At 52.2% G+C, this 18152-nt stretch carries 19 protein-coding genes; 15 read left to right on the top strand and 4 right to left on the bottom strand.

Annotated features, from left to right (window positions below):
* Positions 1 to 68: 68 nt before the first annotated feature.
* Complete coding sequence (locus AC6I7T_RS07855; protein ID WP_497792800.1) at positions 69 to 1100, top strand: UDP-N-acetylmuramate dehydrogenase; 1032 nt, start codon at positions 69 to 71, stop codon at positions 1098 to 1100.
* Here the strand turns inward: AC6I7T_RS07855 and AC6I7T_RS07850 are convergent.
* The 3 genes from AC6I7T_RS07850 to modA are packed head-to-tail and all read right to left on the bottom strand — an operon-like array spanning position 1066 to position 3261.
* Positions 1066 to 1797 (bottom strand): ATP-binding cassette domain-containing protein, encoded by a 732-nt coding sequence (locus tag AC6I7T_RS07850; RefSeq protein WP_497792799.1) that lies wholly within the window; start codon positions 1795 to 1797, stop codon positions 1066 to 1068. The two genes, AC6I7T_RS07855 and AC6I7T_RS07850, sit on opposite strands and share 35 nt — an antisense overlap.
* Positions 1790 to 2452 (bottom strand): molybdate ABC transporter permease subunit, encoded by a 663-nt coding sequence (gene modB, locus AC6I7T_RS07845; RefSeq protein WP_497792798.1) that lies wholly within the window; start codon positions 2450 to 2452, stop codon positions 1790 to 1792. The genes AC6I7T_RS07850 and modB overlap by 8 nt, the downstream gene beginning before the upstream one ends.
* Positions 2453 to 2499: 47 nt before the next feature.
* The gene (gene modA / locus AC6I7T_RS07840; protein WP_497792796.1) at positions 2500 to 3261 is read right to left on the bottom strand and encodes a molybdate ABC transporter substrate-binding protein; all 762 of its coding nucleotides are present in this window, start codon (positions 3259 to 3261) and stop codon (positions 2500 to 2502) included.
* A 60-nt stretch (positions 3262 to 3321) separates the two neighbouring features.
* Between modA and thrC the strand changes: the two genes are divergently transcribed.
* The 3 genes from thrC (at position 3322) to trxA (ending at position 6290) form a co-directional block, all read left to right on the top strand.
* Positions 3322 to 4686: a threonine synthase gene (thrC, locus tag AC6I7T_RS07835; RefSeq protein WP_497792795.1), complete on the top strand. Its 1365-nt coding sequence runs from the start codon at positions 3322 to 3324 to the stop codon at positions 4684 to 4686.
* Positions 4683 to 5600, top strand: coding sequence for a homoserine kinase (gene thrB, locus AC6I7T_RS07830; protein ID WP_497792794.1), 918 nt, complete (start codon positions 4683 to 4685; stop codon positions 5598 to 5600). Before thrC ends, thrB begins: the two co-directional genes overlap by 4 nt.
* Before the next feature lie 357 nt (positions 5601 to 5957).
* Positions 5958 to 6290 (top strand): thioredoxin, encoded by a 333-nt coding sequence (trxA, locus tag AC6I7T_RS07825; RefSeq protein ID WP_497792793.1) that lies wholly within the window; start codon positions 5958 to 5960, stop codon positions 6288 to 6290.
* Between the two features lie 260 nt (positions 6291 to 6550).
* On the opposite strand, the gene lexA is transcribed toward trxA, so the two are convergent.
* Positions 6551 to 7213 carry a transcriptional repressor LexA gene (gene lexA, locus AC6I7T_RS07820; protein ID WP_497792792.1) on the bottom strand — a complete coding sequence of 221 codons (663 nt, stop codon included), beginning with the start codon at positions 7211 to 7213 and terminating at the stop codon, positions 6551 to 6553.
* Positions 7214 to 7453: 240 nt separating this feature from the next.
* Here lexA and AC6I7T_RS07815 point away from each other — a divergent pair, with 240 nt between their 5' ends.
* From AC6I7T_RS07815 to AC6I7T_RS07765, 11 genes are all read left to right on the top strand, one after another.
* Positions 7454 to 8155: a response regulator transcription factor gene (locus AC6I7T_RS07815; RefSeq protein ID WP_497792791.1), complete on the top strand. Its 702-nt coding sequence runs from the start codon at positions 7454 to 7456 to the stop codon at positions 8153 to 8155.
* Between the two features lie 57 nt (positions 8156 to 8212).
* Positions 8213 to 9478 carry a sigma-54-dependent transcriptional regulator gene (locus AC6I7T_RS07810; RefSeq protein WP_497792790.1) on the top strand — a complete coding sequence of 422 codons (1266 nt, stop codon included), beginning with the start codon at positions 8213 to 8215 and terminating at the stop codon, positions 9476 to 9478.
* Positions 9479 to 9600: 122 nt separating this feature from the next.
* Complete coding sequence (gene flgB / locus AC6I7T_RS07805) at positions 9601 to 9975, top strand: flagellar basal body rod protein FlgB (RefSeq protein WP_497792789.1); 375 nt, start codon at positions 9601 to 9603, stop codon at positions 9973 to 9975.
* 40 nt (positions 9976 to 10015) lie between these two features.
* Entirely contained in the window at positions 10016 to 10483 is a 468-nt protein-coding gene (gene flgC, locus AC6I7T_RS07800; RefSeq protein WP_497792788.1) for a flagellar basal body rod protein FlgC, read from the top strand.
* 13 nt (positions 10484 to 10496) lie between these two features.
* A complete protein-coding gene (gene fliE, locus AC6I7T_RS07795) occupies positions 10497 to 10832 on the top strand; it encodes a flagellar hook-basal body complex protein FliE (RefSeq protein WP_497792787.1) in 336 nt (111 codons plus the stop codon).
* A 60-nt stretch (positions 10833 to 10892) separates the two neighbouring features.
* Complete coding sequence (gene fliF, locus AC6I7T_RS07790; protein WP_497792786.1) at positions 10893 to 12548, top strand: flagellar basal-body MS-ring/collar protein FliF; 1656 nt, start codon at positions 10893 to 10895, stop codon at positions 12546 to 12548.
* A 13-nt stretch (positions 12549 to 12561) separates the two neighbouring features.
* On the top strand, positions 12562 to 13647 hold the full coding sequence (fliG, locus tag AC6I7T_RS07785; protein ID WP_497792785.1) for a flagellar motor switch protein FliG: 1086 nt from the start codon (positions 12562 to 12564) through the stop codon (positions 13645 to 13647).
* 37 nt (positions 13648 to 13684) lie between these two features.
* A complete protein-coding gene (locus AC6I7T_RS07780; RefSeq protein WP_497792784.1) occupies positions 13685 to 14476 on the top strand; it encodes a FliH/SctL family protein in 792 nt (263 codons plus the stop codon).
* An 11-nt stretch (positions 14477 to 14487) separates the two neighbouring features.
* On the top strand, positions 14488 to 15798 hold the full coding sequence (locus AC6I7T_RS07775; protein ID WP_497792783.1) for a FliI/YscN family ATPase: 1311 nt from the start codon (positions 14488 to 14490) through the stop codon (positions 15796 to 15798).
* A gap of 19 nt (positions 15799 to 15817) precedes the next feature.
* Positions 15818 to 16312: a hypothetical protein gene (locus tag AC6I7T_RS07770; RefSeq protein ID WP_497792782.1), complete on the top strand. Its 495-nt coding sequence runs from the start codon at positions 15818 to 15820 to the stop codon at positions 16310 to 16312.
* An 87-nt stretch (positions 16313 to 16399) separates the two neighbouring features.
* A complete protein-coding gene (locus tag AC6I7T_RS07765; protein ID WP_497792781.1) occupies positions 16400 to 18151 on the top strand; it encodes a hypothetical protein in 1752 nt (583 codons plus the stop codon).
* Position 18152 lies beyond the last annotated feature (1 nt).

The raw sequence follows: 18152 nt of genomic DNA, 5'->3' as shown, positions 1-18152 counted from the left end.
TTCTGCTTCTCTATTCTAGTGAGCTAAATCACCTTTCTTCCACTTTTCCCTCATATAAGCTAGGCAAAATGCAATTTCAAGAGCATGTTGCGCTTGCGCCGTTAACGACATTCGGTATCGGGGGGCCAGCCCGATGGTTTGCACAAGCCACCGAAGAGAGCGATATCGTTGAAGCTATTAGCTTTGCGGCTGAACATCATTTACCGCTGTTTATTTTGGGGGGCGGTAGCAATCTTCTTGTTTCCGATGCCGGATTTCCCGGATTAGTCCTGCATATTTTGCGGAAGGGTATCGAAATCGAGAATTTGGGACAAAAGACGGTTTTTCATGTAGGAGCAGGGGAGGATTGGGATACCTTCGTGAGTCTGGCTGTAAAGCAAGACTGTGCGGGAGTAGAGTGTTTGGCTGGAATTCCCGGCACGGTTGGTGGTACCCCCATTCAGAATGTTGGGGCTTATGGACAGGAAGTTGCGGATACGATTGTTGGCGTCCGTGCCTACGACAGAACAACGGAGCGGTTTGTAGAGCTTTCCAAAGAGGATTGTTCCTTTTCCTACCGTCGTAGCATGTTCAACACCACGGCTCGAAACCGCTATATCGTCAGCCGGGTTGATTACACACTTCAGCCGGGATCTCCGGCGCGTATTGCTTATGCGGATCTTCAGAAACGCTTCGTATCAGGAAGTGCACCCTCTCTTAACGAAGTAGCGGAAGTTGTTCGTGAGATTCGAAGAGGAAAGGGCATGCTGTTTGTCGAGGGAGAAGCTGATTGTCGCAGTGCAGGCAGCTTTTTCAAGAATCCTGTAATTCCCGATACGCACTTTGCTGAGCTCCAAGCGAAGGAGGGCGTGAAGGTGCCTCACTATTCTGCCGGACCGGGAAAAGTAAAGGTTCCTGCAGCCTGGTTGATGGAGCATGCTGGCTTTATCAAAGGATATGCAATGGGAAATGCGGGAGTTTCGAGCCGCCACACGCTAGCGTTGATCAACCGTGGAGGAGCAACCGCTGCCGATATCTTTGCGTTGCGCGATCGCGTCATAGCTGAAGTTCGTTCTCGCTTCGGTATCATTCTGGAGCCAGAGCCAGTCGTTGTTGGCTAGACAAGAGAATTGTCAGTAACCGCTCCCGTTCAGCGGCGAGAACCTGATCCGATGGCCCTTGGGCAACAATCTGCCCTTCCTGGCAGACGAGGACTTCAGCCCTCGTCTGAAAGGCTTCTGCAATTGCATGAGTTACAGAAATAGCCGGAATGCTGTGTTCCATCAGCCATGCAGTCAGGTTAGAGATAATCGTCTGCCGGAGTTTTCCATCGAGTGCCGAAAAGGGCTCATCCAATAACACCAAATGTGGTTTTGGTGCGAGAGCCCGAGCGAGGGCCACGCGTTGCGCCTCGCCACCCGAAAGTTGTTTGACCGACCTCTGGGCAAGATTTCCCGCTTCGACTAATTCCAGCATCAGTGCCACTTGTGCTTCTCTCTCTCCTCGGTCTAGAGCTCTCAGTCCGAAGGCCACATTCTCTTGAACGCTCATGTGCGGGAAGAGTGCTGGCTGTTGCGTGACCAAGCCGATATTTCTGTGCCCAGCTCGAATGTGCACTCCTGTAGCAGCGTCGGCGAGGAGATGACCGTTTAGGCGAATATAGCCGGAATCCAACTCGAGTAGCCCTGCAAGAATTCTTAGTAAAGTTGTTTTTCCGCTTCCGGAGGGCCCAAAGATGACAGTCCAAGGGGAATCCAGCTGAAAGGCCATATCCAACTGGAAACTTTCGCGACGGTATTTCACCTGGACTTCAAGCATGACGCGACCATTGCCTTCTTCCGTAAACCAGGAGGAGAGCGATAAAGGATATTCCTAGTAACAGAGCTGCTGTTTGGTTGGCCTCTGCATAGCGGGCCTCCTGCACCTGATCGAAGATGGAGATTGAGAGCGTCCTTGTGGCACCTGGGATATCTCCACCGATCATCAGAACGACTCCGAATTCGCCTACTGTGTGTGCAAAGGACAGAACCGTAGCTGCAAGCAAGGAAGGGCCGGAAAGAGGCAAAAGAATCTTTCTCAGAATAGTTATATTTCCACTTCCCAGGAGGCGGGCCGCATTCAGGATCTCGGGATCGATGGCGAGAAAACCCGATACCAGCGGCTGGATTGCGAAGGGAAGACTGTAAAGCACAGAGCCGAACACCAGTCCGGCAAACGAGAAGGCTAACGGGTGTCCTAGAATGCCTATCCACATCCGCCCAAAAGCTGTTCGAGGTCCTAGTAACACCAGTAAATAAAAGCCCAGAACCGTTGGAGGGAGCAGAAGTGGCAGGTTTACGAGCGACTCAACAATGGAGCGCAAGCGACTCTTGCTGAGAGCAATCCAAGCAGCAACCGGGATGGTGATTGCGAGGAGTATCGCCGACGTAATCGTGGCGAGCTTTAGCGTCAGTATGAGGGCTGTGCTGTCCATACTTTTGCTCTAGATTGCCACGTAAACATTCCAATGTCACGAATACATTACTTTGCAGGCGTTAATCCTCCCGCCGAGAAGTGCTCCTGGACTACCCCACTCAGGAGATAACTCAGAAATTGGCGGGCGGCGCGCTGATCAGTGCTTCGTTTCAATATCACTGCCCCTTGTTCAATAGGGGGATAGAGATTCCGGGGAATGGAAAAATAGTTTCCGTTTTCGCGCAAACGCGGAGTAAGGGCCGAGGTCAACGAAATGAGTCCTATATCTGCATTCCCGGAATCAACGAATTGTGCAGTTTGGGAGATATTCTCTGCCGTAACCATTTTGGGGCGAAGCGTGTCTGCCAAGCCGAGTCTCGTAAGCAAGGCCAGTGCTGCTCGTCCGTAGGGGGCATGCGCCGGATTTGCAATGGCCAGAGTTTTCAGCTGTGGATCTTTTAGGGTGTCGAGTGATGGTACGGAGAAACGAGAATTTTTTCGGGCCCACAGAACGAGAGTGCCCCGAGCGTAGAGGACGGGTGCTGCTCCGTCTGTCAGTCCTTCGCTAACCAGTCTTTGCGGGAATGACATGTCAGCCGAGAGAAAGAGATCGAATGGCGCTCCATTCTCGATTTGTGCCGTCAAGGTCGCGGAGGATTGGTAGGAGGCCACGACCTCTCTTCCGTACTGTTGCCGGAATGCGGTAAGGATACCTGGAAGTACCGGCTGTAAATCTGCCGCTGCTGCCAGCCGCAATGGGGCTTGCTGTGCAAGTAGTGCACTGGCTGTGGTGATGGCAAGAAGAATCAGTGAGAAAACACGCCGCATGCACGATCTCCTTTTTTACGAGCACATTTGTACCCGGAAACTGCTAGGCTAAACCTATCCATGAGAGAAAGTCTTCATCAGTTGCACTGCATCGGCTGCGGTCGCGTGCTCAACGGCGAGCAGGCACCCAAAAACTTCCGGTGCGAGAACTGTGGCGAACTTTTTGAAGTGCAGTACCCACAGTGGAGTCACCATGGCGAGCCCGGCGAATGGAAGCCCAATCCTTCGGCGCTGAAATGGCTATGGCGCGAAAGACGGCACTCCTCTGAGCCCCTGGATCAGAGTGGTGTCTGGCGTTTCCGCGAATTGCTGCCTATTTTGGACCAGCCTTCGAATGCGGTGACATTGCGTGAGGGAAATACTCCTCTGTATTCCTTACCGCGCTGTGCTAAGAGCCTCGGATTGCATCGACTTTTAGCTAAGCATCAGGGAATGAATCCTACCGGTTCTTTTAAGGACACAGGGATGACCGCGGCTCTTTCCGTCGCGAAAGAGAGAGGCTATGATTGGGTAGCCTGTGCCTCGACCGGAAATACCTCTGCTGCGATGGCCGCTTATGCCGCTGTAGCTGGAATGAAGAGCCTTGTCCTGATTCCGGAAGGAAAGATCGCGTGGGGTAAGCTCGCTCAATCGTTGGATTACGGAGCCCTGACCTGCCAGGTAAAGACCGATTTCGATGGCTGCGTGAAGGTTCTTGCCGAAGTCATTCAAAAGGCCCCGATCTATTTGCTGAACTCCGTCAATCCCTATCGCCTCGAAGGTCAGAAAACTCCGGCGCTGGAAATGGTCGAAGCTTTGGACTGGCAGGTTCCGGATCACGTCATCGTACCGGGAGGCAATCTGGCCAACAGCTCAGCTCTGGGAAAGGGCTTCAAGGAGATGCTGCGTCTAGGGCTGATCGACAGGCTACCTCGTATTTCGGTCATACAGGCCGAAGGCGCGAATCCTCTCTATCTCAGCATGACCAATAACGGTGGCCAAAGTATCACCCCGGTAAAGGCGGAGACACGCGCAACCGCTATTCGCATTGGTAATCCCGCCTCTTGGAGAAAGGCAGCACGGATCATCCTGGAGACAGGCGGATGTTGTGAGCAGGTTAATGAGGCTGAGATTGCCATTGCCAAGGCTGAAATCGGCCGTGAGGGCATTGGTTGTGAGCCTGCCTCTGCTGTTACGCTTGCCGGCTTGAAAAAGTTGGTTGCGCAGGGCAAGGTAGCTCCTTCAGAGACAGTGGTTCTGCTCCTTACTGGACATACCCTGAAGGACGCCAACTTCACCATCGACTTCTTCCGTGGTGAATTGTTGAGACCTGAAGAGAAAACCGGCCATGAAGCGGAAATCCAGAAAATGCAGCATGCGCCGGTTCAACTGGATGCCTCCGCCGATGCAGTTCTCAAGGCCCTTGATCAATGGGGACGGCCATGAAGCGCTTATCGCTGCGATTGCCGGCTACGTCCGCCAATCTAGGGCCATGCTTTGATACCGCGGCGGTTGCTATCGCGCAATTTCTTGAGGTGGAGGCCGTTCCGGCCTCTGCCTTCTCCATTACGGCAACGGGTCGGAATGCCGATATCTGTGCGGTAGTCGAAGATAATCTGCTGATCAAAACGTACCAACAGGTTCTTGGCAAGTACGGCAAACCCCTAATTCCACTCGCCATTACCATGCGGAATGAGATTCCTCTCGGAATGGGGTGTGGCTCTTCGGCTGCTGTTTTATTGGCGGCGGTTTCCTTTGCGTCTCACTTTGGGGAATTGGGTTGGGATGACGATCGAATCCTCGATGAAGCATGCCAGATTGAGGGCCATCCGGATAACGTTGCTGCTTGTTGGCTTGGTGGATTGACGATTGCTGCTGCGGACGAGGACGGTTCGATTCGTACTCTTCGCGTGCAGTCTCCCAGTGCTTGGCGAGCAATGCTGGTTCTGCCCGACTCTCCTTTACCAACTGTTAAGGCGCGTTCGGTTTTACCTCAGCAATATAGCAGGAAGGATGTTGTTGCCAATCTGCAGTCTGCATCTCTGCTGGGCTTGGCCTGGAGCACGGGAGAAGGCGGTCTGCTTCGTGTGGCCATGCGCGACCATATTCACCAGCCGTACCGGGCGGAGATCTGTCCGCTGCTGCCGATCTTGCTGCCATTATCTGGTACGAAAGGTATCCTCGGGGTTGCCTTGAGTGGTGCGGGACCTGCTGTTTTACTCGTAGTGGAATCGGAAGAACATCTTCCTGAAGCGCAAGCTGCGGTTCAACAGGCGGTACACGGGAGTATGTGTGTGCAATTTATTCTGAGTACTTTTACGGGAAATGGTGCCAGACATCAGAGAATAGCCGCCTACTGACGGCGGATTCTTGCCGCAATTTCTTGTTTATTAAAGAGTTAAGCGAGATGTGCTCTATTGCTGCCCAAACCAGTAACTTACACTCTCGCTACCTAAAATGTGTTACCTAAGTTCGATTTACTTTTCTCCTTCTTCCCCCTATTTTCGCAATGTGGGCAGTTCTGGGGGAGGGCTGCTCTAGCGCCCGTGACTCGATTCGAGTCCGGGCGCTTTAATATTTGAGTCAAAGGATTTGTTAATCCTTTCCATTTGCCGGCGGATACCGTTTTGCGACGAAATGTCTTTTCTGGCATCCCATGCTAAAGGAATGCTGGAGATCCGGTAGACTAAGCTGGAACTCTGGAATTGGAGGAATAGATGGCTGGACAGGCAGTCTTTGAAGTGAATGATGCAACATTTGAGCAGGAGGTGCTGCAATCGGAGCAGCCTGTCCTGGTGGATTTTTGGGCTGGTTGGTGCGGACCTTGTAAAGCCCTGGCTCCTATCGTTGATGAGGTAGCTTCCTCGTATGCAGGAAAGCTGAAAGTAGCGAAAATGGATGTAGACCGTAATGGATCAACCCCAATGCGTTACGGAATCCGTGGAATTCCAGCACTTCTGTTCTTCAAGAACGGTAAGGTAGCTGACCAGATCGTCGGATATGTTCCGCGTGAGAATATCGAACGCAGCATCAATAAGCTGATTGAGTAGCTGCGATGCAATGATTTCAATGAAAAGCCCGGCCATTTGACCGGGCTTTTCATTAAGAGCTTTTGTTCAGCTGGAAGTTGAAGCATAAAAGCTTTGGACAAGAACTGATATTTATATGTCTATTCCGCTAGGAAATGACCATATAAATATCGGTTTTCTGTTGGACCATTCAAAAGACTTAAATTGCTTTAACTCTCCAGTTGTAATAGAGAAAGGCACGGCCGAAGCCGTGCCCTTTCGATTCGGTTACAACCGTAGTCTTAATACTTTCTCAGTACGCCTAGCACGCGGCCTTGGATGCTTACCTGCGCAGCCGGAACATAGATAGGCTCCATTTCGATATTGGAAGGTTGTAAGCGTACGACAGACCCCTCCAGATAATAGCGTTTGAGGGTCGTCTCTGCTCCGCGGACAAGTGCTACTATGATTTCCCCCTGGCGCGCGGTTCTAACGTGTTCTACCAGCACGTAATCCCCATCCACGATATGTTCATCGCGCATTGAGTCTCCACGTACCTGGAGAGCGAAGACCTCGCGGTTTCCTAAGATATCGTTAAGAGAGATGCTTTCATTTGTTTCTGCGGATTCAACAGGCCGCCCTGCAGCAATTCTGCCCATCAGCGGCAGGCGCTCTGTTCCGCGCCCTTTCGGCCTCTGTGGGAGCAAATCGATCGAGCGACTGCGATTATGAGCCCGTTCTAGCAAGCCCTTGTTTTGCAAATTTGTAATGTGCTTATGCACAGTGGCTAAAGACTTCAGATTCATACCGCGGGCAATTTCCTCGAACGATGGTGAGTACCCATTGCGCTCGACGAAATTTCCGATGAAATCCAGGACTTCTTTTTGCCTACGCGTGACGGCCATGTGCGAATTATAGAGAACAAAAAGCGAATCGAATAGCTTTTTGTTCTCAAATAGTTGCAAAAACGCCTGTTTCCTTACTTTGTTCCCTTGTTCCTTCGAACAGGGGTCAAGACGATTCCTTGTTGGTTGCCTGGGAATTCCCATTTCCGATCTGGTTCTTCCCGATCTCCACCACGGGAATGAGGGGGATGATTTTGATTCTCTTTTCCTTGAGTCAGGCAACCAGACAGGAGATCTTGGTGATGCAGCAAGATGTCTAAGGACTTGTTAACCCTGAGGGAGCCAGGGGGAAAGTGAAGCATGAGGTTACTAATTGCAGAGGACGATAAGGCATTAGGACACTTCCTAAGCCGAGGTTTGGAAGCGGAAGGGCATCATGTTCGTTGGGCGGGAGATGGGCAAGCCGCACTGGATGCTTTTCTTGAGGACCTTCCCGATCTCACGATCTTGGATCTTAATCTGCCCCGTATGGACGGCGAGCAGGTTCTTCAAGAGTTGAGAGCGGCAAACTCCGAACTCCCGGTGCTGATCCTGACAGCACGGCAAGAAGTCGATACACGCGTTCGTTGTCTCGATCGCGGTGCAGACGATTGCATGATTAAGCCATTTTCTCTTCAGGAACTCCGAGCCCGTTGCCGCGCCTTGTTGCGCAGGCGTAGAGAAGTCCGCTTGATCCTTCGCTGCGCGGACGTTGAGCTTGATCGTGTCGATCACACGGTAAAGCGTGCCGGAGAAGTGATCTCTCTAACTAACAAGGAATTCGGCCTGTTGGAGCGCCTGATGTTACAGCGTGGACAGTGTGTGAGCCGGACCGCCCTGTTGGAAGAGGTTTGGAAGATGGAAGGCGCACAAGCGACCAACGTAGTCGACGTCTATATCAACTATTTGCGCCGGAAATTACATGATGAGTCTTCGGGTGGTTTGATCCGTACAGTTCGTGGGCAAGGATACATGATTGTCGATCCGGAGAAGAGTCCTAGAGTTTCTGATTCAGCTGAGTAACCTGATCAGCTATTTTTGTTCGATTTCTGACATTGAGCCTTGAGGAGATCTTGAATTATGTCCACAGCAGTTCAAATACAACAAGCTCGATCTTCAAAGACGGCGATTCTCGCCAGTTCTGATCGTTCTTTTCGGCAACGGGTCCGTGAAACTTTATCTGGTTTGCGTTGGCAGGTCAGAGAGGCCGAAGGTGGCGCGGACGCATTTGCCAAGTTGGAAGAGGGACCCATCGAGGCCATGATTGTCGATACATGGCTGCCGGATCTTGAAGTATTGGAATTCGTCAATGAATTTCGTCAGAGATATCCCGATGTGGACCTGATTACTGTGGATGGTGAGATAGAGGGAGATTCTCGCAGTCCAAGGCGCAATGAATTGCTTTATGCATTGCGGCGCGGGCAGGACTCTGATGGGGCAATTTGGAATAGCGCGCCGGTGATGGAGAAGCCTTCTGCTCCAGCCGTCGTGCGACGCACGGTAGAAAATTTGGTCTCAGAGTCTTCCTGCAAAGCGATGCCAGTTATTCGTCCCGTACCTCAGCCGGTGAGCAATGCGCAGCTTCGTCTGCCTGAATTTATCGGCACCAGTACTTCGATGCTCGAAGTTAGCCGCCGTATCCGTTTGGTGGCTCCTCGCTCAACTCCGGTTCTGGTCGAAGGTCCGACTGGTTCAGGCAAAGAGCTCGTCGCTCGTGCTCTGCATCGTTTAAGCCCGCGAGCAAATCGTCCGTTTGTTGCGCTGAATTGCGCAGCCATTCCTGAATCGTTGCTTGAGGCTGAGCTGTTTGGTCATACCCGCGGCGCTTTTACGGGTGCGGTGCAAGGTCGTGTCGGAAGAATCGAAGCCGCAAATGGCGGAACCCTCTTCCTTGATGAAATTGGCGAAATGCCGCTTGGATTGCAGGCGAAGTTGTTGCGCTTTGTCGAGAGTGGTGAATTGCAGAGAGTCGGTGAGAACGAGCCGGTGCGGGTGGATGTTCGCGTAATCGCTGCAACACACCAGCCTTTGGCGAAGCGTTCCTCGGAGGGAAGCTTCCGTCCCGATCTCTACTATCGTCTGGCAGTTTTCTTAATTCGGACTCCTGCACTTCGTGATCACGCGGAGGATCTGCCTCAGTTAGTCGATCATCTGCTGGCGCAGCTAGGTAAGGAAGCTCCGTCAAAGCGGCTGGATCCGACTGCTTCGGAAAAACTCATGATGCATAAGTGGCCGGGAAATGTACGCGAACTAGAACACGTTCTAGAGCGGGCAACGATTTTAGCTGGGGAAGACCCTGTGATTACTGCATCTGAAATCGAATTTGGAGATGTTGTAACTCTCTGATTTTACGGGCCCTTTCTGCTTAGGGAATTCTTAGAAAGGACCGTAGAAGTGGGCATATCTCGTGCTTATTCCAGGAGATAGCAACCAGCAATCAGAGTGTTCTAGGTTTTTGAGCGGAGTTGATGATGCATATAACAACGCAGCTAAGTGAAGAACTCGGTCGTTATCTGGATGTAGCCAGCACGCAGCTGAAGCTGTCGGCCAGCAATATGGCTAACGTTGATACGCCTGGATATCACGCCAAGGGGATTAACTTCTACGCGGAGATGCAGCGCTCTCTGAACGAAATTAAGCAGGGAGGTTCGGGAGATGATCATTCCGTTGATGTGGTACAAGTTGGCGGGCTGCTAGAGCGGCCAGATGGTAATAACGTCTCGATGGATCACGAAGGTCTCACGTTGGCGGAAGCCCAGTTGGAGTTCAAGGTTGGAGAGGCGCTGCTAAAAGATCAGTTTAAAAATCTGATGAGTGCCATTAAAGAAAGCAGCGGCAGCTAACCTGCAAGCAATTGGTAATACGGAGAAAAGGTAGAAAGAGATGAACCTATTCGGATTATTGGAAGTCAGTGGTTCGGCGCTAAAGGCTGAGAGAGTTCGGGCTGAAGTTGTAGCCGCCAATATGGCGAATGCGGAAACTACTCGGACGACAACCGGCGGCCCTTACCAGCGGCAACATGTCGTCTTCCAATCGGTCGATCAGCCTCAGACCTTCGGTGCACAGTTTTCGATGGCAGCTGGAATGGGCAGCAGCTTAAGTGATGCCCAGGCGGTACCTGGTGGTGTTCAGGTTTCAGCAGTCATTCGCGATCAGGCTCCTGGGTTGAAGCGCTTCGATCCAAATCATCCGGATGCTGATAAGGACGGATATGTCACATATCCGGATATCAATCCACTTACCGAGATGGTGGACTTGATGAGCGCCACGCGGGCTTATGAGCTCAACGATTCCGCGGTACAGGCGACAAAGGGCATGTTGACTACTTCGCTGGATATCTTGAAGGCGTAAAGGGAGATTGGTGATGGTGATTGCAGCTAGCGCGATAAACGCGGCTCAGGTGGCGGGAGCAGGGCAGACGCTTTCGAATATCGTTTCTCCTGCCATTTCGACGGGCGATATCTCTTCCTCTGAGAACGCTGTACCTTTCTCAAATTTGATTCGTGAGGCTGTTAGTAACGTTCAGAAGTTACAGACAGAAGCTCATGAGACGGTGGAAGGTTTGATGCAGGGGACTGGGGTCGATGTGCATCAGGCCATGATTGCAACGCAAAAAGCCGATATCGCTTTTGAGCTGGCACTCTCTGTGCGCAACAAAGCAGTAGCGGCTTACCAGCAAATGATGAATATGCAGTTCTAGCTGCATAAGTTTCAGCGTAGGTTCGAGTGGACGAAAGTATAGGCGGCGGATCGATAAGCAATGGCAGAAACACAGCAGCTAGATAAATCACCGGCAGCAGTCCCGCTGGGAGCACGAGCGAAGACGTTGCTGGGCAATGCGACGGCAGCTTATGGGCGACTGAATCCGAAACAGCGGAGCTGGGGCATGGTTGCCGCAGCCACCACTGTGGCCTTGTTGATAGGGCTCCTTTGGTATGCGACACGCACGGATTGGCGCACTCTTTATGCCGGACTGGATCCGGAAGATGCCCGCCAAATGGCGGCTCAACTAACAGCAGCACAAATTCCTTACGATGTCTCTCCCGACGGCACTACATTACGTGTTGCCGCTGGGAGTTTGGACAAGGCCAGATTGGCCACTACGGCCAAAGGCGGCCCAAAGAGTGGCCGCATGGGTTTCGAGCTCTTCGACAAGCCCAATTGGATGGGATCGGAGTTCGACGAAAAAGTAAATTATCAGCGTGCACTTGAGGGTGAGCTGGAGCATACCATCGCCACGTTAGGTGACGTGCAGACTGCTCGTGTTCATCTTGTCTTGCCGCACGATTCCTTATTCTCTGAACAGCAACGTGCTGCTAAGGCCTCAGTGGTGCTGAAGCTGAAACACCGGAATTTGAGTTCGGAGCAGGCAGACTCGATTCGCAATCTTGTTTCTGCAGCCGTCGATGGCCTTCGTCCTGAGAATGTGGTGATGGTGGACTCTGACGGACATCTTCCTCTTGGACCCAAGACCGAACAAGCTCAGACCCTGGCAAGAGAGCAAGCTTTAACTGAAAAGCTTGTTGAGACTCTGGAGCCGGTAACCGGTCCCGGAAATGTTCGTGCCTCGGTGAATGTGGAATATAACCCTGATAGCGCCGATGAGGTTGCAGAAACCTATGATCCCAACGCTTCTGTTACTCTCTCGATGCAACGGAGCGAACAGGTCTCAGGGCCGCAAGCTGTACAGGGTGGAGTCCCGGGAACGGTAAGTAACGCCCCCAATGCGCAGACTTCTTCGCTACCCTTGTATCCCGGACAAACCACTCCTCCTCAGAGTTTGAAGCAGGAAAGTGGAACCTATGGTGCCTCCAAGAAAGTTCGTCATAGCATCGAGGTTCCTGGAAAAATTCGTCGCATAACCGTGGCTGTCCTGGTGAACGACAAGATGGTTGCCGGACCGACCAGAAATAAGGGTCCAGTGTGGCAGTCTCGCTCACCGGAAGAAGTCAAGAATCTGACTGAGCTGGCACAGGCCGCAGTTGGCTATGACCTCCAGCGTGGAGATCAGGTATCGGTTGAAAATATCTCGTTCCAGGAGAACAATCAGATCGGTCCTCCGAGCCTGATTGACCGACTGAGCAAGCAGATTGGATCGCCCCAGGAATTGATGAAATACGCAACGATTCTTATCGGTATTCTGCTGGTCATCATCTTTGTCGCACGGCCAGCTATAAAGCGGATGTCGCCTTCGTATCAGCCCAAGACACCTGCATTACCGAAGTCACCTGCGAAGGCGCAGGAGCAGGTTGCCGCTGCAGCTGCAGCACCCGAGCCTTTGCCCGAGCCGATTGATCCGATTGTTGAACAGCAGAAGATTCACGCACAGACTGTCTTTGATCAGGTTACCGAGCAGCTGAAACGCGAACCGGCACAAACCTCGCGTCTATTGCAGAGCTGGATCCATAGTGAGTGAGGGGAACTGAAAGATGGAAGCATTACCTCAAGCAGCAGGGGTGACCGACGGCGTCTCCCCAACGGGAATTCCACCGGCGCGTAGAGTGCAGTGGAAGCAGATGCCGGGACTTCGCAAGGCCGCAATCTTGTTGGTGGCGGTTGGCGACGAAATCGCCAAGAAGATCCTCCAGAACCTGCCGGAGAATGATGTTCAAAGATTGACGGAGGAACTGGCGGATCTGCGTACGATCTCGCCAGACCTCAGCCTCCAGGTTCTCGAAGAATTCTATGAGATGATCGAGACCCAGCAGTTCATGATCCATGGCGGTTTGGACTACGCCACGAGACTGCTGGTCGATGCCTTCGGGAAACAGCGTGCAGAAGATTTGCTGATGTTGGTTCGCCGTGCACAAGAGGCGAGCCATGGCAACCTCTCCATGCTGCAGAAGGTGGATCCTCAACAGCTGGGCAAGTTCCTGGATGGGGAACATCCGCAGACGATCGCGCTCGTGCTGGCTCACTTGGATCCCAAGCGTGCCTCTCAGGTGCTCGATAGCCTGAGTGAAGAGCAGAAGGTTGCTGCGGTATTTCGTTTGGCGCAAATGCGTCAGTTCTCGCCGGAAATGGCTCAGAAGGTTGCAACCATTCTGCATCGCAAGCTGGAATCGGTGGCAGATACCGGACGCAAGGCCTACTCTGGATTTAAGGCTGTTGCCGATCTGTTGAACCGCTTGAATGCAGAAGCAGCGAAGAAGATTTTGGAACACGTGGAAGAGACCGAGCCGGAGATGGCCATCAGCATTCGCAATCTGATGTTCACCTTCGAAGATCTGGTTACTGTTCCGACGGCAAGTGTCCGCGAGATTATCGCTGGTGTGGACAAGAGGCAGCTGGCTTTGGCTTTACGTGGAGCCAGAGAAGATCTGCGGGCTCACATCTTCAAAGCTATGTCTTCTCGTGCAGTCGAAATGTTGCAGGAAGATATGGAAGTTCTCGGACCTGTCCGCAGCCGCGAGGTTGCTGCCGCTCAGCAGGAAATCCTCAATCTGGCTCGCAAACTGGAAGCAGATGGCAAGGTCATTCTGAAACTGGAGCAGGGCGACGACCTGATGGTCTAGTTGTTCTCTTATCATGGAAGAAGAGTGTGGTGACGAAATGGGTACACAAGGCTGGGAGATAGTCGGAGACGGCGAATTGCAGATCAAGCCGATGGAATACGCGCCTTACGAAGGCAGCATAAACAGCGTGCGGGTAAATTCGATCTTCTCGGGATTCGTCAAACCGGAAGAGAAAAAGGCTGAAGAGTCTGCCTCTACCCCTGCGCCTGAGAAGGAAGTTGTTCTTGAGGACCCCCGCATTGCTGCACTCGAAACAGAGTTGCATACCCGGTTGAGCCAGGCCCGCGCAGAGACGGAAGCTCGCGTTGCCGAGGCCTACAATCGTGGGAAAATGGATGCCGAGGTGGTAGCTGAGTCGAAGCTGAATGGGGCTCGGAAAGCTGTCAACGAAGCTCTACAGCATTTTGGCGAGGAGAGGGACAAGTATTTCCACGATGTAGAGCAACAGGTGGTACAACTGTCTCTTGCCATCGCGGCGAAAATTCTCCATCGCGAAGCTCAGATGGATCCGCTACTTCTTTCCGGTGCGGTTCGAGTTGCACTCGGACAGCTTTCCGAGACGACTCAAGTGCGTCTCCGCGTGCCTTCAAACGAGCTCTCGCTTTGGGAAGAGATGTTCCATCTGATGCCCAATCTGCCTTTGCGGCCTAAGGTCATCGGCGAAGAGAATTTTATCGATGGGGACTGTGTCATCGAGACTGAAGTCGGAACCGTGGATTTAGGCGTTCGTGCCCAGTTGGCCGAAATTGAACGAGGGTTTTTTGATTTACTCGAGCAGCGGCCGGGAGCATCTTCTTCCGATACAGTAATCCCAACATCACGGAATTGACGGGAGTACGAATGGCGCTTTTGGAACGCTATTTTACCCGTCTTAAGCATCGCCAGTCATGGTTCTGGCGCGGCCAGGTCCTAGAGGCTGTTGGCCAGACCATCGAGTCTGTGGGCCCCCTCTGCTCTGTTGGCGAGTGCTGCGAGATTCTTGATCAATTCGGCCGCCGGCACTTGGCGGAGGTGATCGGATTCCGTGGTTCTAATGTTCTCTCCATGCCTGTTCAGACATCGGAAGGAATTCGCTTTGGCGATTCCGTATCTGCATTAGGCGTGTTGCCACAGCTGGAAGTTGGTTCGGCACTTCAAGGCCGAGTGCTGAATGCTCTTGGTAACCCGATCGATGGTGGGCGCCAACCCGTAGCTGAAGACTTAATGCCTCTGGATGCTGACGTGCGCAAGCCGTTGGACCGTGTTCCCATCAAAACTGCACTGGGAACAGGTATCAGGGCACTCGATGGACTGTTAACTGTTGGTCGGGGCCAGCGTGTAGGTATCTTTGGCGGGTCTGGTGTTGGCAAAAGCACCCTCATCGGTATGATGACCCGAAATACTGCTGCGGACGTGACTGTAGTCGGGCTGGTCGGCGAGCGTGGCCGTGAGGTCGGAGAGTTTCTCGAAGACAGCTTGGGAGTGGAAGGACGGAAACGATCTGTAGTCGTTGTTTCGACTTCCGATGAATCGCCGCTCTTGCGTATGCGTGCAGCTCTGGCTGCAACGACTATTGCAGAATCCTTTGCAGCACAGGGCAAGCATGTTCTTTTAGTTCTGGATTCTCTAACTCGTTTTGCCATGGCTGCTCGTGAGATAGGCTTGGCTGCCGGAGAACCCCCTACGGCCAAAGGCTATACACCATCTGTTTTCAGCCGCCTTGCAAAGTTAGTTGAGCGTACAGGTCAGTTTCAAACGGGTAGCATCACCGCTTTTTACACTGTGTTAATGGAGGGAGACGACCAGCAGGATCCTATCGTGGACGCGGTGCGTTCTCTTCTGGATGGACACGTGGTTCTGTCCCGTGCGATGGCTTCTGAGGGTTGGTATCCTCCGATCAATTTGCTTGATTCAATTAGTCGTCTTATGCCAGCGGTTATTAGTCCTGAGCATAAGAAGCAAGCTTCGTTGGTTCGTAAATTAATGTCTGTTTATGCCAAATCTGAAGATTTGGTCAGAATCGGAGCCTATAAGCCAGGCACGGATCCTGAGCTGGATCGTGCGCTTCGTGCCCGGGCATCGATTCGTACTTTTCTGGAGCAGGATTCTTCTGAATCAGTCAATTTCGAAATGGCAACCGAGCAACTAGAAAACCTTGTTGAAAATATCTAGGCCTGATTAAGCTGGATTTATGTCTCGATCCCTCAAACGCATTCTCAAAGTCCGGCAATTGGTCGAGGACCAGAGCAGAGCGCAACTGGAGGTAGCGGTGCGTGATCTGGCCGAGGTTGAGCAGGGGATCGACTGTTGGGAACGTCGCGGCGGAGCCAGCCGCGAGCTTGCGCGTGCAGCAATAATCAATCAAGATATCGAAAACCGCTTAGCTGCTGAAGTAGAACAAGAATTGTCGAAGTGGCGGGTGGAACACCTCAAGCCTATTCGTGAAACCCGGCTGGAAAGAGTAATAGAGTGCCGGGAAGCTTTCTTTGAGCATCGTAAGTTGACGATGCAAACCTCAAGTCTATTAGGCAAGATTGAGGCGGAAGCTGAGGCTGAACGTCTCAAAAAGGCTCAGCAAGCCCTGGATGAGTGGTATCAGACGGAACGGCTTCGTATTCAGGCGGACGAGGAACGCCGTTCGCAAAAAGAAAACACTTCTGATCCTTCATCGGCAACATCTGCTTAGTCCTGTATAAGGATATAGGGTTTATTCCTAGATTCCTCTAACGGCACCTCTCCAGTAAATGGCATCTCTCCTGCATGTAACTCAAGCGTGCAGAATATTAGTTCAGTATCTTCGAATAGCTCGGTAGGTATAGGAGGAGCCGGTGGTACGGCCTCTTCCGCGGGTGCACAGCAGGCAAACTCTGTTCTTGGTGCATTTGAAGGCATTTTTGAGCAGATGGCAGCTTTGGCCGCTGAGGCGCAGGGGTTATCGGGCAATACCGTGGCAACTCCAGGACAATCAACTGTCCTCGGTAATGAAGCATTGCCCGCTCAGTCGACACTTCTCGCTCAGACGGAAGATGCTGCTAATCTACAGCAAACCTCAAAGAATTCTAAGCAAGTAGCGGGGCAATTCTCAAAACTTCCTAATGGAAGTTCTCTTATGGGCGCTTCGGATCCTACAGCATTGCTTACGGCTGTAACAGAAGAGCTCGGTAAGGTGGCTTCGCCGAAGACGTCCGATTCGTCCACGTCCAAGGATGCGACGGAGCAGATTGGTCAAGCATCGCAACAGCAGAAGGATGGCGAACAATCCGGGCTGGACCTTGCGGCAATTGCAGCTGCGGCAGCAGAAGCTCTGCAAGCGCAAAGTGCCACATCTGCAGATGATAAGAATAAAGTTATTCAGAGTTCCGGTGATCAGCTCGCTTCGGGGGCTTTCACGACTGCTCAGAATACTTCTGCGGTAATTCCAGGGATTGATAATTCTCAGTCCGCTACAGAATCTTTAGGAATTATTCAGAACACACAGCCTGGGCAAAAGACTGCAACTGAGTCTCTCCTGCAAATAGGGGGAACTGAGAAGACAGCCGGAATAGCGGTAAAAGGAACTGACAAGGCAGCAGGAGTTAGGGGCAAGGAAACACAAGAGCTGGCGGATTCCATGCCGGCAAAACAAACCTTCTCTTCTCAACTACAGGAACAGTCGAGTAATCTTTCGTCTATTTCCTCTGAGTCGACAAAAAAGCAAGTTACTTCAGCTGATGTAACTACGTCTGCCGAGAAAAATCTAAAAGTTTCTTCTCCTGATACGGCAACTGACGTGCAAAAGGCAGAGGAGGAAAAGTTTATTCCTGGTGCGCAAGTTCTGCAGGGGGCAGAGGCCAAGATTAGTGAGGTTTTAAATTCTACAAGTACGGATCGCGGGGAGTCGCTAACGGCCGAGGAGCTTTCAGCTATAAGAGCAGTGAGTACCAAGAAGTCCGGAACTCAGAGTAAAGATACTTCGGAAACTGACTTAGCAGGCTTGGCGTCGGTGGCAAGATCCGAAGCACATACTTCAACTATCGGGTCGAGTGAAAAGGCCATAGCTCAAGACCTGGGAGCGCAAAACGGAACGAATCCCTTTAGTGCTCTTGACAGTGCTCCGGCGCACAACCAATCCGCTCAGATTTTGCGTGCAACGCATAAGGAAGTGGAAGTTGGTGTGCAGGATTCGAGATATGGATGGGTCGAAGTTAAGACTCAGATGAATGCCGGTCAGGTGTCAGCTTCTTTATCGGTTGGTTCGGTAGAAGCGCAACATGCACTCCAACAGGAGTTACCGGCGATGCAGCACTTCGTAGCATCCCGAGATCTGGATCTGTCGAACATATCGGTATCCACGGGAACCGATAACGGTTCAGGCACGTTTAATCAGCAATCTGGGCAAGGAGCTGGAGACCAGAATCAGTCTTTCAGTCAAGCTTCAGTAGGGGAAGTGTGGCGAGGATCGGCTTCCTCCTCAATTCCCGCGACAACAACTACAGAAACCGCTTGGATGCCGGAAACCGCATCACGGATCTCTGTACTGGCTTAAG

The organism is Humiphilus diazotrophicus, from assembly GCF_059726315.1.
Note: the sequence above shows the minus strand (reverse complement) of the source record. Positions and strands in the feature narration are given on the sequence as shown.

Coding starts and splice junctions, on each gene's coding strand:
- modB (WP_497792798.1), bottom strand. CDS start 2,452: ATGGACAGCACAGCCCTCATACTGACGCTAAAGCTCGCCACGATTACG.
- trxA (WP_497792793.1), top strand. CDS start 5,958: ATGGCTGGACAGGCAGTCTTTGAAGTGAATGATGCAACATTTGAGCAG.
- AC6I7T_RS07855 (WP_497792800.1), top strand. CDS start 69: ATGCAATTTCAAGAGCATGTTGCGCTTGCGCCGTTAACGACATTCGGT.
- fliG (WP_497792785.1), top strand. CDS start 12,562: ATGGAAGCATTACCTCAAGCAGCAGGGGTGACCGACGGCGTCTCCCCA.
- AC6I7T_RS07810 (WP_497792790.1), top strand. CDS start 8,213: ATGTCCACAGCAGTTCAAATACAACAAGCTCGATCTTCAAAGACGGCG.
- AC6I7T_RS07775 (WP_497792783.1), top strand. CDS start 14,488: ATGGCGCTTTTGGAACGCTATTTTACCCGTCTTAAGCATCGCCAGTCA.
- AC6I7T_RS07770 (WP_497792782.1), top strand. CDS start 15,818: ATGTCTCGATCCCTCAAACGCATTCTCAAAGTCCGGCAATTGGTCGAG.
- AC6I7T_RS07815 (WP_497792791.1), top strand. CDS start 7,454: ATGAGGTTACTAATTGCAGAGGACGATAAGGCATTAGGACACTTCCTA.
- flgC (WP_497792788.1), top strand. CDS start 10,016: ATGAACCTATTCGGATTATTGGAAGTCAGTGGTTCGGCGCTAAAGGCT.
- flgB (WP_497792789.1), top strand. CDS start 9,601: ATGATGCATATAACAACGCAGCTAAGTGAAGAACTCGGTCGTTATCTG.
- AC6I7T_RS07850 (WP_497792799.1), bottom strand. CDS start 1,797: ATGCTTGAAGTCCAGGTGAAATACCGTCGCGAAAGTTTCCAGTTGGAT.
- fliE (WP_497792787.1), top strand. CDS start 10,497: ATGGTGATTGCAGCTAGCGCGATAAACGCGGCTCAGGTGGCGGGAGCA.
- fliF (WP_497792786.1), top strand. CDS start 10,893: ATGGCAGAAACACAGCAGCTAGATAAATCACCGGCAGCAGTCCCGCTG.
- thrB (WP_497792794.1), top strand. CDS start 4,683: ATGAAGCGCTTATCGCTGCGATTGCCGGCTACGTCCGCCAATCTAGGG.
- AC6I7T_RS07780 (WP_497792784.1), top strand. CDS start 13,685: ATGGGTACACAAGGCTGGGAGATAGTCGGAGACGGCGAATTGCAGATC.
- thrC (WP_497792795.1), top strand. CDS start 3,322: ATGAGAGAAAGTCTTCATCAGTTGCACTGCATCGGCTGCGGTCGCGTG.
- modA (WP_497792796.1), bottom strand. CDS start 3,261: ATGCGGCGTGTTTTCTCACTGATTCTTCTTGCCATCACCACAGCCAGT.